Below are 15306 nucleotides of genomic sequence, written 5' to 3'. Positions count from 1 at the left end.
GTTTTCCAGAACCGACAAACGAGAACAAGCGCCCGCATGAGACTGCGATCGGCAAGATGTAAACGACGATGATGAACCACAGACTGGCGCTCTCCGCCGCAGACATTCAGCCCCCGGTTTCCGGCGCCGAGATCCGTGTGAACGGCGTTGCGGCCCTCTGCGATCCGCTGGGCGCGCTCTATCTGCCGGCGGAGGAATGTCTGGTCGTCTCGGATCTGCATCTGGAAAAGGGCGCCGCCTTGGCACGGCGCGGCATGATGCTGCCGCCCTATGATACGCTTGCGACGCTCAATCTTCTGTCGGCGGTGATTGCCCGCTACGACCCGAAGACCGTCATCTCGCTCGGTGACAATTTTCACGACCGGCGCGGTTCGCAGCTGATGCCGGAGGAATTCCGCGCGATGATCCGCGCGCTCGCTTCCGGCCGCGACTTCATCTGGGTCAACGGCAATCACGATCCGGATGGCGTGTTCGATCTGCCCGGCCGCTCGGCGGATGAGCTTGCGCTTTCCGGCCTCGTCTTTCGCCATGAGCCCAGCCTGATTTCCGGCCGAGGCGAGGTAGCGGGACATCTGCACCCTTCCGCCACCGTCAGCCGGCGCGGCCGCTATGTGCGGCGTGCCTGCTTTGCAACCGATGGAAAGCGGCTGGTGATGCCGGCCTTTGGCGTTCTGACCGGCGGGCTCGATCTCAAGCACAAGGCCATGCACGGCCTGTTCGACCGCAACGACCTGATTGCCCATCTTCTTGGGCGCGACCGGATCTATTCCGTGCGCTTCGGCAGCCTGATCGGTTGACGCGGCGCCGGCAAAGGTGCCCGAGTGGTTGCCGCATTGTGGGACAGGACGCCTCGACCGGCCCTATCTGATGGGAGGGCGGTAGTCCTGGTCAATGACGGCGTCCATGTCGAGCGTGGCGCGGGCGATCTGCAGGAAGCGGTCCAGCGGGCAGGCGCCGTTGATGCTCTCGCTTTCGCAGCCCGGTACCGCGATATCCGCCTGAACCGGCGGCGATGCGGCATTGAGATGCGAGGCGCTGCGGATCTGGTCCAGTGTCGGCGCGGTAAAGCCCAGCCGGACATAGGCTCTGCCCTTGTCGTCATGCAGCCGCTCGAAGGTCAGGGCGCCGTTCGGCGGCGTTTCGTCATCGAGATAGGGCGGAATATGCCAGTGAATGCCGAGCATGGCCGCCACCTCCGCCTGCTGCGTGTCGCTGGCCATGAACAGAACGAAGCGGGCATTCGGTGGTCCCGGCTGGTCGTCGGACCTTTTGCCGGGCTCCTGCGCCAGCGACAGCAGGACCTGATTGAAGAAGCTGGAGGCGTCGCGCGCGGCAAGATACGGAACGCGATTGCCGATGTCGTACTTCATCTGGCGTAGCGCCGAGAGGCGAATGATGTCGTCTGCCCCCTTCAGCTTGCCGAAAGCGACCTGCCGCATGGGGAAGCCATTGGCATATTCCAGCATGAACAGCTCGACCAGCGTTCCCGCATCGGCGATCGGTCCTTTCACCGAGACGATGGCGGGAATGGCGCCCTTTGCCGGCGCGACGTCGATCGTCCAGGGGCGGTTGACCATCGAGCAGGGATTGCTTTTTCCCTCGCACTCGGTGATGGCATCCAGTTCCTTCATCAGCGGTTCGGCCTTGGCCTTCAGCGCATTCAGATCGCCACCGGCAGCTTCAAGAATGGCCTTGCTGGCCTTTTCCGGATCAACAGCACCGTAGGGCGTGCTGGCGGTGTCGTAGAGTGGATCGATGTATTTCGTCTCGTTGTGGCCGACCGTCAGGCCGCAGCCGGGAAACATGTTCTCCAGCAGCACGTTTCCGGTATCAAGTGTACGCTGGACCGCGCCATTGCCCCAGGCGAACACGTTGCCCGCTGTCGGGCAGCCTTCGGTGGGGACAAGTCCCTTCTGTCGCAGCATCGCCACCTGCCAGGTCGCCAGACGCTGGGTCACGGCGGCGCCATGCGTCGTCAGCATGCCGTCCGCGACATCCCAGAACGGCCAGTCGTTGCGCTGGTAGATCGCAAGCTTGCGGCTGTTCGTCGGCGGGCGAACGCCGTGGCGCATGATCGAGACATGCTTGTCGACGGTAAAGTTTGCGGCGCTGGCGACGCCCCCGTCGAAAAGGGCAAGACAGGCGGCCAGAAGAAGGGTTGCGCGTGACATCGGGGCTCCGCGGGTGATGACGGTGGCGAACAGGCGAGGTGCGAACGGCAGACCGGTCGCTCGCGCCTGTCCGGATCAGGACTGTAGGAAGACGATATTATGCCGGTGCGACAGTGTGCTGAAGAGGGGGCTTTCTTACTCCCTGCGAAACAGCACGCTCGCACCCCAGCCGGTCACGAGGGCGATCAGAACCGAGACCAGACCATACAGCAGCGGCTGCTGGTGCGCGGCATCCGTGATCGTCTGCTCAAGACCCGTCTTGACCACGCGCAACGGCAGGTCGCGCTGCAGGATCAGTTCGCCGCTCTTGAACAGATAGGCGTGCACCACATGCACCCCGTCGGGCACATTGGCGGGCAGGCGCAGCGTGGCGCGAAATAGGCTCGGGCTGACAAAGCGCACCCCGGCCGTATCGCGCTGGTAGAGCCCGCCCGACAGCTTCAGGCGTCGATAGGCCTCGCGGAATTCCGCGACCGAGAGGGCATTGCCGACATAGCCGATCGGCGAGAGTGCCAGATGCTCGATGCCGACGGCCATGCGCGGTGCCGAGGGGGATCGGGGAATATCCTCCAGCGGTCGCGTACTGGCCATGGAATAGGATTCCGGCACCTGCTCGAAGGTTACCGACTGGGTGTTCATCCAGATGCCGAAGACGCGTTCCTTGCGTCGCACGGTCGCCGCATCGCGCGGCCCCTCCAGCGTGACCACCACGTCATACTGGCCAATGGCGAGAAAAAGCTCGTCCGCATTGGTCAGCGCGCCGAACACGGTAAGGTCCGCACCGCGGAATTCCGAGGTGATGGCGATCTCGCTGGTGGAGGTGCCGATCTCCAGTCCTTCCCGTATGGAGGACGGCCCTGTGCCGAGCGGCACCTGGGCGGCCGCCGGCAGGGCGTTGCAGAGACCGGTCAACAGGAGCGCGAAAAGGCAGGGGACAACAGGCATCCTCATCGGCTGGCAAAGCCTCCGATGGAGAGCGAATAGAGATCGGCAGGCGTCACGACGAGGTCCACCGCCAGACGCAGGCCGACCGCCAGCACCAGCAGGCCGAGAAGCGCGCGCAACTGCTCGCCACGCAGCTTCTGCCCCACCCGCACCCCGTATTGCGCACCGATGACGCCGGCGATCATCAGGATGCTGGCGAGCACGATATCGACCGAATAGTTGGTGGCCGCCTGTACGATGGTCGTGTAGGCGGTGACGAAGATGATCTGGAACAGCGAGGTGCCGACCACGACGCTGGTCGGGATGCGCAGGAGATAGATCATCGCCGGCACCATGATGAAGCCGCCGCCGACCCCCATGACAGATGTGAGGATGCCGATGCCGAAGCCGAGCGCCACCACCGGAATGGCCGACAGATAGAGCTTCGATTTCTTGAAGCGCATCTTGAGCGGCAGGCGGTGCACCCAGTTGTGCTGGCCCGGACGCCGCAGCGGCATGGGTTCGTTGCGGGCCGCACGGCGCATGGCGCGCAGGCTTTCGGCCAGCATCAGGCTTCCGATCGTACCGAGGAAGGCCACGTAGAGCAGGGAGATGATCAGATCCAGCTGGCCGACCCGTCGCAGCCAGGAGAAGATCCATACACCCGCGGAAGCCCCGGCCAGACCGCCGACCAGCAGTACCGAGCCGAGCTTCATGTCCAGCGTGCCGCGCCGGAAATGGCTGATGGCACCGGAAACGGAGGAAGCCACCACCTGGTTTGCCCCGGTGGCGACGGCCACGACGGGGGGGATGTTGTAGAAGATCAGAAGCGGCGTGATCAGGAAACCGCCGCCGACACCGAACATGCCAGACAGGAAGCCGACGGCCGCGCCCATGCCGAGAATGATGAAGATGTTCACCGACAGCTCTGCAATCGGCAGATAGACAGTCACGGGCGCCTCTCGAACAGAAACAGCAACGCCCTCGCGGGCGGCATCGCGGTGAGGGTCCGCCCGTTGCGGCGTTTACGTCGGTCTTGCCCGTGCCAGTCGCTTTGCCGCACGAACACAGGCTATCGTCATGCGACGGGCAGGCATGGGAGTCAATTGACAAGCCCCTCAGGCGCCGGCTTTTTCGGTGCCTGTGGTGAAAAGGTTCATGCGCCGCGCGCCTCGTTCTGCGCCAGGAGCTTGCGCACCAGCGCCTCGCTGATGTTTCCGTCATCCGGCAGCCCGTTCTGACGCTGGAAGGCCTTGATGGCGGCCAGCGTCTTGCGGCCCATCAGCCCATCCGGCTGGCCGGCATCATAGCCGCTGCGGTTCAGGATGGCCTGGATGTTGCGGATCGCCTTGTCCATGTCGATCGAGGCGGAGCCATTGCCCTTTTCCACCCAGTCCTGCGGCATGTTGGTGCCATTGGCGCGGGCATCCAGCGGCTGCGGCTGCCAACTGGTCGCCTTCTGGCGGGCGGCGTCCAGCTCGGCCGGCTTCAGGGCGCGCGCCACGTCGTCACGTTTGGCGGCGGCATCGCTGTCACCGCCGGCGGCGGCGATGGAGAACCACATGTAGGAGTCGGCAAGATTCTGCGCGGTACCGTTGCCTCGGGCATAGAGGATGGCGAGGTTGAACTGGCTGTCCGCCACGCCGTGCTCGGCCGCTTCTGCAAACCAGCGCACGGCGGTGGTGTAATCCACGCTGCCGGTCGCACCCGAGGCATAGAGAACGGCGAGATTGTGCATGGCGCCGGCATGGCCGGCCTTTGCGGCCGCCTCATACAGCAGCCGCGCCTGGCCCAGATCGCGCACGACCCCGTTGCCCTTTTCGTAAAAGCTGCCCAGACGATACTGCGCCGGCGGATAGCCGCGATCGGCGGCCATGCGATACCAGCGGGCAGCCTCCTGCGCATCGGCAGCCACGCCATGGCCTTCGGAAAAGCGCGTGGCAACCTCGAACAGCGCCTGCGGATTGCCGGCCGCGGCGGCGTCGGCAAGCGGCTGCGGGCGGATGCCAGGCGGAACGGCAATGCCGTCGCCGGCCGCCGGTGCAGCAGCGAGGGATGCCTGCGGTGCAGGGGGGGCATTGGCCTGCGTCGCGGCAGGCGCGGCCGTTGATGCTGCCGCTTCTGTCGGGGAAGGCATTGCGGGGGCAGTCTGGGCCGTGGTCTCGGGCGTCGTTTCGGCCGGTTTCACCAGAGCAGCGGCCGGCTTTGCTGCGGCGGGAGCCGTCGTCGGTGCGGTCGTTGCCGGGATCTGGCGTTGAACCTTCTCGCCGCGTGTCAGCGTGCTGGCCAGCGGCACGGCCATCAGGGCGAGCAGCACCGCACCGATCGCCATCAGGATCGGCCGGCGATGCCGGGCAAGTGCTGCCTTCAGGCCACGTTGCGTCGAACTAGCCTGCTTGCGCCCGGCGCGCGCGGACAGATCGGTCGCGGCTGGGTTCACTTCCTGCACGGCGGCACGGGCGGCGCGGCGGGCGGCGGCAATGTAATCGATCCGTTCGCCATCCTCGCCGACCTCGGATGGTCCGGTAGAAGCAGATGCGGCCTGGGCTGCGCGCACGCGCTCCAGGATCTTGCGGACATCCGGCACGCCTGAGCCCGGCTCCAGCAGTTCGGTTTCCTCGGTGTCGGCAGCGATCGCCTCGACCGGGTCAAGGGCGGGGGCGGGGTCCACCAGGGTGCGCTCAGATGGCCGGACGGCCTCCTGGGTGTGCGCGCGCGCCGAGGGGCGCAGCCGATCGGACAGCTTTGCGAGGAGACCCTTGCGCGGGGGCTCGTCGTTGTGCTCCGGATCATGGCCGGCGTCCGGCGTCAGAAGATCGGTGCCGGCGGCGGTGTCTGCATTGAGCTGTTCTGTGACGCGCGCCAGCAACCCGCGCGGCGCCTCGTCGGCCTCCACCGGCTCCCGTACGGCCATCGGCGGGCGATGGGCGGTGGCATCCTGCCGCTCGCGCGGGAGAGAGCCCGCGCCGAACAGCGGGCGCTCAGACAGCCGGTCCTCCATCTTGTCCAGACGTTCGGCAATCTGAACCAGTGTCCGGTGAAGTCCGCTGAAGGTTTCCTGCGCACGCTCTTCGGAGCCGCGGGCCAGTTCCTCCAGTTGCCTGAGGTCGCCGGCAAGCGCCAGAAGCGTTGCCTGCTCGCCGGAGGGCTCCCTGTTGCTGGCCGGCTGGCCGCTGCGGGCATAGGCCTCCGCCACGGATTCGGCCGCCTGACGTGCCGCTTCCAGCACATATTCGTCGCTGGTCGCCATGTAGTTTTCGATCGCGGCCATGCGCTGGTCAAGTTCCGGGGACAGGCCGGCATCCGGGCGCTGTCCATTCAGAAGACCGGACAGATGCGTGATCTGCGCTTCGAGATTGCGCAGCGCCTGCTGGTCGTCGCGAGGCGCGCGCGATGCTTCATCGAGACGGGTGGCAATCGCATCAAGACGGCTTTCCAGCCGCTCCAGACCCGGCTCCGTTGCGGCGGGCGCGAAGCCATCGAATTCGTCCAGACGGCGGGTCAGCCGGTCAAGCCGTTCGGCCAGCGTGTCTGCGTTGCGCGTCTCGGAAAGCGCATCGATCTTGCGGGCGAGGTCTGAGAGCGTGCCGGTCAGTTCCTGCTGCGGCTGGCGGGCAAAGACCTCCGCCAGTTCCTCCAGCCGCTCCTCCAGCCGGAAGGCGTCCTGCATGCGCGACAGGCCGTCGATCTTGTCATTGAGATCGACCAGCCTCTCTTCGAGGATCCGCAGCGCCTGATGTTCGGCCGCCTCATTGCGGGACCGGTTGTTGTTGATCGCCACGGCGCGAGTGATCTCGTCGAGCCGCATGTCGATATGCGACAGATGACCGGCCACCTGCTCGCTGTCCTGCGGCCGTGCCGACAGGTCCTCGACCGCAGCGGCCAGCATCATCATCTTGTCTTCCAGCGCACGGATGGCGGGGCTGTCAGCCATCACGCCAAGCTCCGCCTTCACGCCATCGATGCGGTAGGCGAGTGCGATGAGTTCCTTGCGAATACCGGCAGCGTCCAGTTCATCCAGCCGTGCCTCCAGCAGCGTCCAGCGGCTTTCGGCCGGTTCGGCGTCGGTGCGGCTTGCCATGTCATCGATCAGGCCGCGCAAGGCGTCCAGATCGGCGCGCAGATTCTCGGCAGCCTCCGGCATGCGCCGGCTCACGGCATCGACGCTGTCTGCCAGCCGCGCCAGTTCGTCGCGCAGGTCGTCATCCAGCCGCTTGCCGTTCGCCAACCCCTGCATGGACTGCACGTCGGCACGCAGCACCTGCATCTCGCGGGCAATGTTTTCGCTGATGTCATGGCGCAGTTCGCGCCGCAATTCGTTGAGAGCCTCCGCGACGCTGCCGATGCCGGCATCGGCTGCGGGATGTGTCCTCGCGGCGTGCCTTGCCGGCGCATCGGCATAGGGCGGGCGGGCGTCGGTTGCACGGCCTCTTTCGGCAAACATTTGCGGTTCGGCCAGCATGTCGCTGCGCAGCGGACGCTCGGCCATGTCCGTGCGGCGTTCGCGGGCGGCTTCCAGCATGCGCTGACGCTGGCGGATTTCCTGCAGCGTATCCTGTTCCACCGCACGGCGGCGCTCGGGCAACCGCCGTTCGGACATCGGTGCCTCCACCCGCTGGCGCAGTTCGGCAGCCCTCGGATCACGCGAAGCCGAGGTTTTCAGCAGGTCTTCGATGCGCGCCTCAAGCCCTTCGATGGTGCGGTTCAGCGCATCGAGCGAGGAGCGTTCGCCGCGGAGATTCGGGTTGAGGCGTGATCCGTTCATGTTCTACTCGTTTCGACTGCGCGCGTCCGGCTCGTGTTGCGGCGTGGCCACCGGTTCGGCTGTCGGAATGGTCAGGAGCCCGCGGTGTCTTGCGCCTGCCGTGCAGGGCACATTCCCATGAGCCATGGCCCGGCAATCCCTCTGCCCAGTGGCCGAAGCACGAACGCAACGGCGTGGCCCATCATTTCGCCTGACGTAGTTAATACCGTCTTAATGGTGGACGAAGTTTTAACCATGGCGTCTGCTTTCCGGGTCTGGCGGTGCCGGTATGCTGCTTCTTCGGGCACCCGTCCTTCCGGTACCGCCGGTGTGGCCCTGCCGCATCCGGGATCCGCGCCGAGGCTGACGAGAATGTGCGATTTCTTCAATTGACGTTTACGCGCACGTCAATATTTTGTAGGACTATGGATGCCGGTCCATCCGGCCGCTGATTTGGAGGAGTTCGCGAATGCCTGTCTACAAGGCCCCCGTTGCCGATACGCTGTTTGTCCTCAAGGATGTGCTCGGCATCGAGCGCTACAATAATCTTCCCGGCTTTTCCGATGCGACCCCCGAAATGATCGAGGCGATCGCCACCGAGGCTGCCCGCCTCTCGGAAGAGGTGCTCTTCCCCGTCAACCATTCCGGCGATCAGGAGGGGTGCACGCGCGCCGAGGATGGTGCGGTGAAGACCCCGAAGGGCTTCAAACAGGCCTATGACGCCTATCGCGAGGGCGGCTGGATCGGGCTTGCCGTGCCGGAAGAGTTCGGTGGCCAGGGCCTGCCCTACACGCTGCACGCCGCCGTCGGCGAATATACCTCCGCCGCCAACATGGCGCTGATGATGTATCCGGGCCTTACCCAGGGCGCGATCGCCGCGATCCTCGTGCATGGCAGCGACGAACAGAAGCAGACCTATCTTCCGAAGATGGTCGAAGGCATCTGGTCCGGCACCATGAACCTGACGGAACCGCATTGCGGCACCGATCTCGGCCTGTTGCGCACCAAGGCGGTGCCGAAGGGTGATGGCAGCTACAAGATTTCCGGCCAGAAGATCTTCATCTCGGCTGGCGAGCACGACATGACGGACAATATCGTCCATCTGGTGCTGGCCCGCATCGAAGGCGCACCGGCGGGCACAAAGGGCATCTCGCTGTTCATCGTGCCGAAATTCCTGGTCAACGAGGATGGCTCTGTCGGCGCGCGCAATTCCGTCGTCTGCGGCGCCATCGAGCACAAGATGGGCATTCACGGCAATGCCACCTGCGTGATGAATTATGACGAGGCGACCGGTTACCTGATCGGCGCCGAAAACAAGGGCCTGAACGCCATGTTCGTCATGATGAACGAGGCGCGGCTTGGCGTCGGCCTGCAGGGCCTGGCGATTGCCGAGATCGCCTACCAGAATGCGGTTGCCTATGCGAAGGATCGTCTGCAGGGCCGCGCGCTCTCCGGCCCCAAGGCACCGGACAAGGCGGCCGATCCGATCATCGTCCACCCCGACATCCGCCGCACGCTGATGACGATCAAGGCCTTCAACGAGGCCGGCCGCGCCTTCATGCTGTGGACGGCGCTGAAATCCGACATCGCCCACCGCTCCTCCGATGAGAAGGAACGGCAGGCGGCGGACGATCTGCTCGGTCTCGCCACCCCGATCCTGAAGGGCGTCATGACCGACAAGGGCTTCGACCATGCGGTGATGGCGCAGCAGGTCTATGGCGGGCACGGCTATATCGAGGAATGGGGCATGAGCCAGTATGTGCGCGACGCCCGCATCGCCATGATCTACGAGGGCGCGAACGGCATCCAGGCGCTCGACCTCGTCGGCCGCAAGCTGGCGCTGAACGGCGGCCGCGCCGTGATGGCGGCCTTCAAGGAGATCGGTGATTTCTGCGAGGAAAACCGTGCGAACGAACAGATGGCCCCCTTCACCAAGGCCCTGAAGAAAGGCTTGAACGACCTGCAGGCCTCGACCATGTGGTTCATGCAGAATGCCATGGCAAAGCCCGACAATGCCGGGGCCGGCTCCACCGATTACATGCATCTCTTCGGTCTGGTCATGCTTGGCTACATGTGGGCGAAGATGGCGAAATCGGCACAGGATCTTCTGGCCGCCGGCGACGAGCGCACCGATTTCCTCAACACCAAGCTTGCCACGGCCCGCTTCTACATGGACAAGATCATGCCGGAAACGGCGCTGCGCAAGACCCGGATCGAAGCCGGCAGCGACACGCTGATGGAACTGGCGGCTGAGGCATTCTGACCTTTCCTTCTCCCCTCGGGGAGAAGGTGGCCCGAAAGGTGGGATAAGGGGGCAAGCAACGGTGAGGCCCCTTTGGCCCTGCATGCGCACGACACGTCTCCCCATCGGGGAGACGGGAAAACAGGCGGCGCTGTCCGCTAACTGATGGAAAGCGCGCGGCAACGTCAGCGCGCCCAAGGGAGAGAGACAATGACCGAAGTCTATATCTACGACCATGTGCGCACGCCGCGCGGCCGTGGCAAGAAGGATGGTTCCCTGCACGAGGTTCCCTCCGTCCGTCTCGCCGCAAAAACGCTGGAAGCGATCCGCGACCGCAACGGGCTCGACACATCCACCGTCGATGACATCATCATGGGCTGCGTCGATCCGGTGATGGATGCGGGCGCCGTGATCCCCAAGGCCGCCGCCTTCGAGGCCGGCTATTCCACCAAGGCGCCGGGCATGCAGATTTCCCGCTTCTGCGCCTCCGGTCTCGATGCCGTCAACTTCGCGGCCGGCAAGATTGCCGCCGGCTCGGACGAGATCGTCATTGCTGGCGGCGTCGAATCGATGTCGCGCGTCGGCATGGGCATGTCGGGCGGTGCCTGGTACATGGACCCCTCCGTCAACTTCCCGGGCTATTTCATGCCGCAGGGCGTCTCGGCCGATCTGATCGCCACAAAATATGGTTTTTCGCGCGATGACGTTGATGTCTATGCTGTGGAAAGTCAGAAACGTGCGGCGAACGCCTGGGACAAGGGCTATTTCAGCAAGTCCGTCATTCCGGTGAAGGATCAGAACGGCCTTGTCATTCTCGACCGTGACGAACACATGCGGCCGGGCACCGACATGCAGGCGCTGGCAGCGCTCAACCCGTCCTTCCAGATGCCGGGCGAAATGGGCGGTTTCGAAGCCGTCGGCATTCAGGCGCATCCGGAGGTGGAGCGCATCACCTACGTGCATCATGCCGGCAATTCGTCGGGCATCGTCGATGGCGCGGCGGCCGTGCTTGTCGGCTCGAAGGCGGGCGGCGAGAGCATGGGTCTCAAGCCCCGTGCGCGGATCAAGGCCTTCGCCAATATCGGCTCCGATCCGGCCCTCATGCTGACCGGCCCGGTCGATGTGACGGAAAAGCTTCTGAAGAAGACCGGCATGTCGATCGCCGATATCGATCTTTTCGAGCTGAACGAGGCGTTTGCCGCCGTCGTGCTGCGCTATTGCCAGGCTTTCGACATTTCGCACGACATCATGAACGTCAATGGTGGCGCGATCGCCATGGGCCATCCGCTGGGGGCTACCGGCGCAATGATCCTCGGCACGGTATTGGACGAGCTGGAGCGGCGCGATTTGAACACCGCGCTGGTCACGCTCTGCATCGGCGCCGGCATGGGCACGGCAACGGTGATCGAGAGGGTCTGATGGGGTTCCAACCCTCCCCCTTGTGGGGAGGGTGGCCGGCAGGCGGGAGGGGTTTTCTCGGCAATTTCCCCTCCCCAACCCCTCCCCACAAGGGGGAGGGGCTTAACCCGCGCCAGATCGCACCGGATGTGGAGCGGCGGCGACATCGGCAAAAACTTAAGGGAAGAGGTACCCCAGCATGAGCACCTACAGGAATTTCACCGTCGAGACCGACGCAGATGGCATTGCCCTCGTTACCTGGGACATGCCGGACAAGAGCATGAACGTATTCACCGAAGAGGTGATGGATGAGATCGACGCCATCGTGGACCAGACGGTGGCGGATGCGGGCGTCAAGGGCGTGGTGTTCACCTCCGGCAAGAACGCCTTCTCCGGCGGTGCGGACCTGACCATGATCCGCGGCATGTTCTCGCTCCTTCAGGAAGAGCAGGCGAAGAACCCCGAGACGGCCATGCAGAAGCTGTTCGATGTCGCCGGCCGCATGACCTGGCTGTGGCGCAAGATCGAAACCAATGGCAAGCCGTGGGTGTCGGCCATCAACGGCGTGTGCATGGGCGGTGCGCTGGAACTGTCGCTTGCCTGCCATGGCCGCGTCGTTTCCAATGCGAAGTCGGTCAAGCTGGCGCTGCCGGAAGTCAAGGTCGGCATCTTTCCGGGGGCTGGCGGCACGCAGCGCGTCTCGCGTCTCGCCAACACGCAGGATGCCCTGCAGATGATGACGACGGGCCAGACGCTGACGCCGCAACGGGCAAAGGCGATGAACCTCGTGCATCAGGTGGTCGAGCCCGACCAGCTGGTAGCTGCGGCAAAGCAGATGATCAAGGACGGGTTGAAGCCCGTCGCGCCCTGGGACGAGAAGGGCTTCAAGGTGCCGGGCGGCGGCATCTGGACGCCGGCGTCGGCCCAGCTCTGGCCAGCCGCCCCCGCCATCCTGCGCCGTGAAACGGCCGGCAATTATCCAGGCGCGCTTGCCATCCTCAAATGCGTCTATGAAGGCCTGCAGGTGCCCTTCGATACGGGCCTCAGGATCGAGCAGCGCTATTTCACGCAGGTGCTGCGCTCCACCGAAGCCTTCTCGATGATCCGTTCGCTGTTCATCTCCATACAGGAACTGGGCAAGGGTGCGCGCCGTCCGGCCGGTCCCGAGAAGAAGAAGTTTTCGAAGATCGGCGTCGTCGGCGCTGGCTTCATGGGCGCCTCCATCGCCTATGTTTCTGCGGCGGCCGGCATCGCCGTCTCGCTGATCGACCGCGATGAGGAGGCGGCTGCCAAGGGCAAGGCCGTCTCGGAAAAGCTGGTGGCCGACAGCATCGGCAAGGGCCGCATGACGAAGGAGGAGGGCGAGAAGCTGCTCTCGCTCATCACGCCGACGGCCGATTATGCGGCGCTGTCGGATGTCGCTCTCGTCATCGAGGCGGTGTTCGAAGACCGTCAGGTCAAGAAGGACGTGATCGAGAAGGTCGAGGCGGTGCTGCCGGAAGGCGCGATCTTCGCCTCCAACACTTCGACGCTGCCGATCACCGGCCTGGCGCAGAATTCAAAGCGCCCAAACCAGTTCATCGGCGTGCACTTCTTCTCGCCGGTCGAAAAGATGATGCTGACGGAAGTGATCCTTGGCGAGGAAACCGGCGACGAGGCGCTGGCGGCGGCGCTGGATTACGTCGCCCAGATCAAGAAGACGCCGATCGTCGTCAACGATACGCGCGGCTTCTATGTCAACCGCTGCGTGTTCCGCTATATCAACGAAGCCTATGACATGCTGATCGAGGGCGTGCCGGCGGCGATGATCGAGAACGCCGCCAAGATGGCCGGCATGCCGGTCGGTCCGCTCTCGCTCAACGACGAGGTGGCCGTCGATCTGTCCCAGAAGATCATGAAAGCCTCGATTGCCGATCTGGGCGAAGCCTCGGTGAAGCCGGAGCGTATGGCGCTGGTGGACAAGCTGGTGAACGATCTCGACCGTCGCGGCCGCAAGAATACCCGCGGTTTCTACGACTATCCGGCGAAACCTGCGAAAAAGTCGCTGTGGCCCGGCCTCAAGGATTTTTATCCGCAGAAGCCGGCCGCCGAGGTAGATGTGACCGTGCTGAAGCAGCGCCTTCTCGTCACCATCGCGCTGGAAGCGGCCCGCACCATGGAAGAAGGCATCGTCACGGATCCGCGTGAGGCGGATGTGGGCTCGATCCTCGGTTTCGGGTTCGCGCCCTATACCGGTGGGACACTGTCCTATATCGACGGCATGGGTGTGAAGGCCTTCGTGGCCCTTTGTGAAACGCTGGCCGCACAATACGGGGAACACTTCAGGCCGACGCCGCTGCTGCTCGACATGGCCGCGAAGGGCGAAACCTTCTACACGCGGTTCAATCCCTATGGCGCCGTGACCAAGGCGGCGTGATCGGCCATTCACCGGTTGACATGAAAGGAGATAGGCTCCGACGTGCCTATCTCCTTGATGCTTGCAGCCCGCCTTTGTCCGCCCGTGTTTTCCTGTTGCGGTTTTCTGAGCGGCTGCGATAGTGGCGCCACCGCATTTGTCGAATGGAAACAGCAACCTGTGGCCCAAGAGCGGGCATGCTGGGTCTGGCCATCATGGCTTTCGGGGGGGATAATGTCGAATACACGCGAAGGCCGGCCGGGCAAGGCCAGCGCTGCCGCACGATCCGCCGCAGCCCTCAACCGTCTGGCGGCACGCGACAACCGTCTCGTGCAGCTTCTGTCGCGCCTGCCTGCCTTCCGCTCGACAACGCAGAGCATGACGGTTCAGGAACGGCTGTTTGCCTATGCCATGTCACTCGTCATCGAGGCGGTGGCTGTGGCACTGCGGTTCGTGGTGGACGATTTCCTGCCGCCCGGTTTCCCCTATCTGACCTTCTTCCCGGCTGTCATCCTGACCGGTTTCTGCTTCGGCATCTATCCGGCGCTGATGAACACGCTGATTTCCGCGCTGGTAGCCTGGTACTGGTTCATCGGCCCGCCCGGCAGCTTTGCCCTCAGCGTGCAGTCCATGACGGCGCTCTGCTTCTTCTTTCTGGTGATTGCCATCGATCTCGGCCTGCTGCAGCTGCTGCTGGCGGCTTATGCCTCGCAGGTCAGGGCGCGCAACGACCTCGCCTATAACCTGCAGCTCCAGCAACTGGTGTCGGAAGAGGTGGACCACCGCATGAAGAACCTGCTGGCGACCACAAGCGGGCTGATCGCCCTCTCCCAGCGGCATGCCACAACGCCGGCGCAGCTTGGCAGCCAGTTGCGCCAGCGGATCCAGGCCATGGGCCATTCGATCACGCTTCTGCGCGGTTCGCTGCACGGTGGCAGCGCCGACATGCGCGAGGCGTTGCTTGCCACGCTTTCGCCGCTTGGGCTGTCGGAGGGCGAGCGGCTGGTGTTCGAGGGGCCGCATCTCAGCCTCAACGGTACGACCATCATCGCGCTCAGCCTGATCATCCACGAACTCGGCACGAATGCGCTGAAATACGGTGCGCTCTCTCAGGAGGCGGGGCAGATCGCAGTCTCCTGGCGTCGCTATATGCCCGATGATCCCGAGGATGGCGACGAGGGCGAGCGCATCGACCTTTTCTGGCGCGAAAGCAACGGGCCGACGGTTTCTGCGCCCAGCAGACAGGGGTTTGGCACGGATCTGGTCACGCGCATGTCGTCCGGTCTGGGCGGCGAATGCACCTTTGCCTATGAGCCGACCGGTCTCGTCGTCCATTTTTCCATGCGCGCCTCGAGTGTGCTGGCATAAACCCTTTCCGTATCATGCAAAAGGCGGCCGGGTGGCCGCCTCTCGTGTGTGGCAGAGTGGAAGC

9 protein-coding genes are annotated in these 15306 nt (G+C 64.4%); 5 read left to right on the top strand and 4 right to left on the bottom strand.

What is annotated here, in order from left to right:
• The first annotated feature begins 68 nt into the window (after window positions 1-68).
• Complete coding sequence (pdeM, locus tag F3H95_RS04550) at window positions 69-797, top strand: ligase-associated DNA damage response endonuclease PdeM (protein ID WP_149745051.1); 729 nt, start codon at window positions 69-71, stop codon at window positions 795-797.
• Between the two features lie 63 nt (window positions 798-860).
• On the opposite strand, the gene F3H95_RS04545 is transcribed toward pdeM, so the two are convergent.
• The 4 genes from F3H95_RS04545 to F3H95_RS04530 all read right to left on the bottom strand — a co-directional run bounded on the left by F3H95_RS04545 (window position 861) and on the right by F3H95_RS04530 (window position 7860).
• Window positions 861-2171 (bottom strand): histidine-type phosphatase, encoded by a 1311-nt coding sequence (locus F3H95_RS04545; protein ID WP_142880390.1) that lies wholly within the window; start codon window positions 2169-2171, stop codon window positions 861-863.
• Window positions 2172-2306: 135 nt separating this feature from the next.
• On the bottom strand, window positions 2307-3122 hold the full coding sequence (locus tag F3H95_RS04540) for a TIGR02186 family protein (protein WP_149745050.1): 816 nt from the start codon (window positions 3120-3122) through the stop codon (window positions 2307-2309).
• Window positions 3119-4048: a sulfite exporter TauE/SafE family protein gene (locus F3H95_RS04535; protein WP_149745049.1), complete on the bottom strand. Its 930-nt coding sequence runs from the start codon at window positions 4046-4048 to the stop codon at window positions 3119-3121. Before F3H95_RS04535 ends, F3H95_RS04540 begins: the two co-directional genes overlap by 4 nt.
• A 203-nt stretch (window positions 4049-4251) precedes the next feature.
• Window positions 4252-7860: a peptidoglycan-binding protein gene (locus F3H95_RS04530; RefSeq protein ID WP_149745048.1), complete on the bottom strand. Its 3609-nt coding sequence runs from the start codon at window positions 7858-7860 to the stop codon at window positions 4252-4254.
• A 448-nt stretch (window positions 7861-8308) separates the two neighbouring features.
• On the opposite strand from F3H95_RS04530, the gene F3H95_RS04525 reads away from it, so the two are divergent.
• The 4 genes from F3H95_RS04525 to F3H95_RS04510 all read left to right on the top strand — a co-directional run bounded on the left by F3H95_RS04525 (window position 8309) and on the right by F3H95_RS04510 (window position 15242).
• Window positions 8309-10102, top strand: a complete 1794-nt coding sequence (locus F3H95_RS04525) for an acyl-CoA dehydrogenase C-terminal domain-containing protein (RefSeq protein ID WP_149745047.1) — start codon at window positions 8309-8311, stop codon at window positions 10100-10102.
• 189 nt (window positions 10103-10291) lie between these two features.
• Window positions 10292-11500, top strand: coding sequence for an acetyl-CoA C-acetyltransferase (locus F3H95_RS04520; RefSeq protein WP_149745046.1), 1209 nt, complete (start codon window positions 10292-10294; stop codon window positions 11498-11500).
• 178 nt (window positions 11501-11678) lie between these two features.
• A complete protein-coding gene (locus F3H95_RS04515; protein WP_149745045.1) occupies window positions 11679-13895 on the top strand; it encodes a 3-hydroxyacyl-CoA dehydrogenase NAD-binding domain-containing protein in 2217 nt (738 codons plus the stop codon).
• A gap of 213 nt (window positions 13896-14108) precedes the next feature.
• On the top strand, window positions 14109-15242 hold the full coding sequence (locus F3H95_RS04510) for an HWE histidine kinase domain-containing protein (protein WP_188134289.1): 1134 nt from the start codon (window positions 14109-14111) through the stop codon (window positions 15240-15242).
• Window positions 15243-15306: the final 64 nt, after the last annotated feature.

Source organism: Rhizobium sp. RU35A (assembly GCF_900156005.1).
Taxonomy (GTDB): Bacteria; Pseudomonadota; Alphaproteobacteria; order Rhizobiales; family Rhizobiaceae; genus Neorhizobium; species Neorhizobium straminoryzae.
Note: the sequence above shows the minus strand (reverse complement) of the source record. Positions and strands in the feature narration are given on the sequence as shown.

Bases quoted from the DNA above. Each gene is read 5' to 3' on its own strand.
- pdeM (WP_149745051.1), top strand. From the start codon at position 69: ATGATGAACCACAGACTGGCGCTCTCCGCCGCAGACATTCAGCCCCCG.
- F3H95_RS04545 (WP_142880390.1), bottom strand. From the start codon at position 2,171: ATGTCACGCGCAACCCTTCTTCTGGCCGCCTGTCTTGCCCTTTTCGAC.
- F3H95_RS04540 (WP_149745050.1), bottom strand. From the start codon at position 3,122: ATGAGGATGCCTGTTGTCCCCTGCCTTTTCGCGCTCCTGTTGACCGGT.
- F3H95_RS04530 (WP_149745048.1), bottom strand. From the start codon at position 7,860: ATGAACGGATCACGCCTCAACCCGAATCTCCGCGGCGAACGCTCCTCG.
- F3H95_RS04525 (WP_149745047.1), top strand. From the start codon at position 8,309: ATGCCTGTCTACAAGGCCCCCGTTGCCGATACGCTGTTTGTCCTCAAG.
- F3H95_RS04520 (WP_149745046.1), top strand. From the start codon at position 10,292: ATGACCGAAGTCTATATCTACGACCATGTGCGCACGCCGCGCGGCCGT.
- F3H95_RS04515 (WP_149745045.1), top strand. From the start codon at position 11,679: ATGAGCACCTACAGGAATTTCACCGTCGAGACCGACGCAGATGGCATT.
- F3H95_RS04510 (WP_188134289.1), top strand. From the start codon at position 14,109: ATGTCGAATACACGCGAAGGCCGGCCGGGCAAGGCCAGCGCTGCCGCA.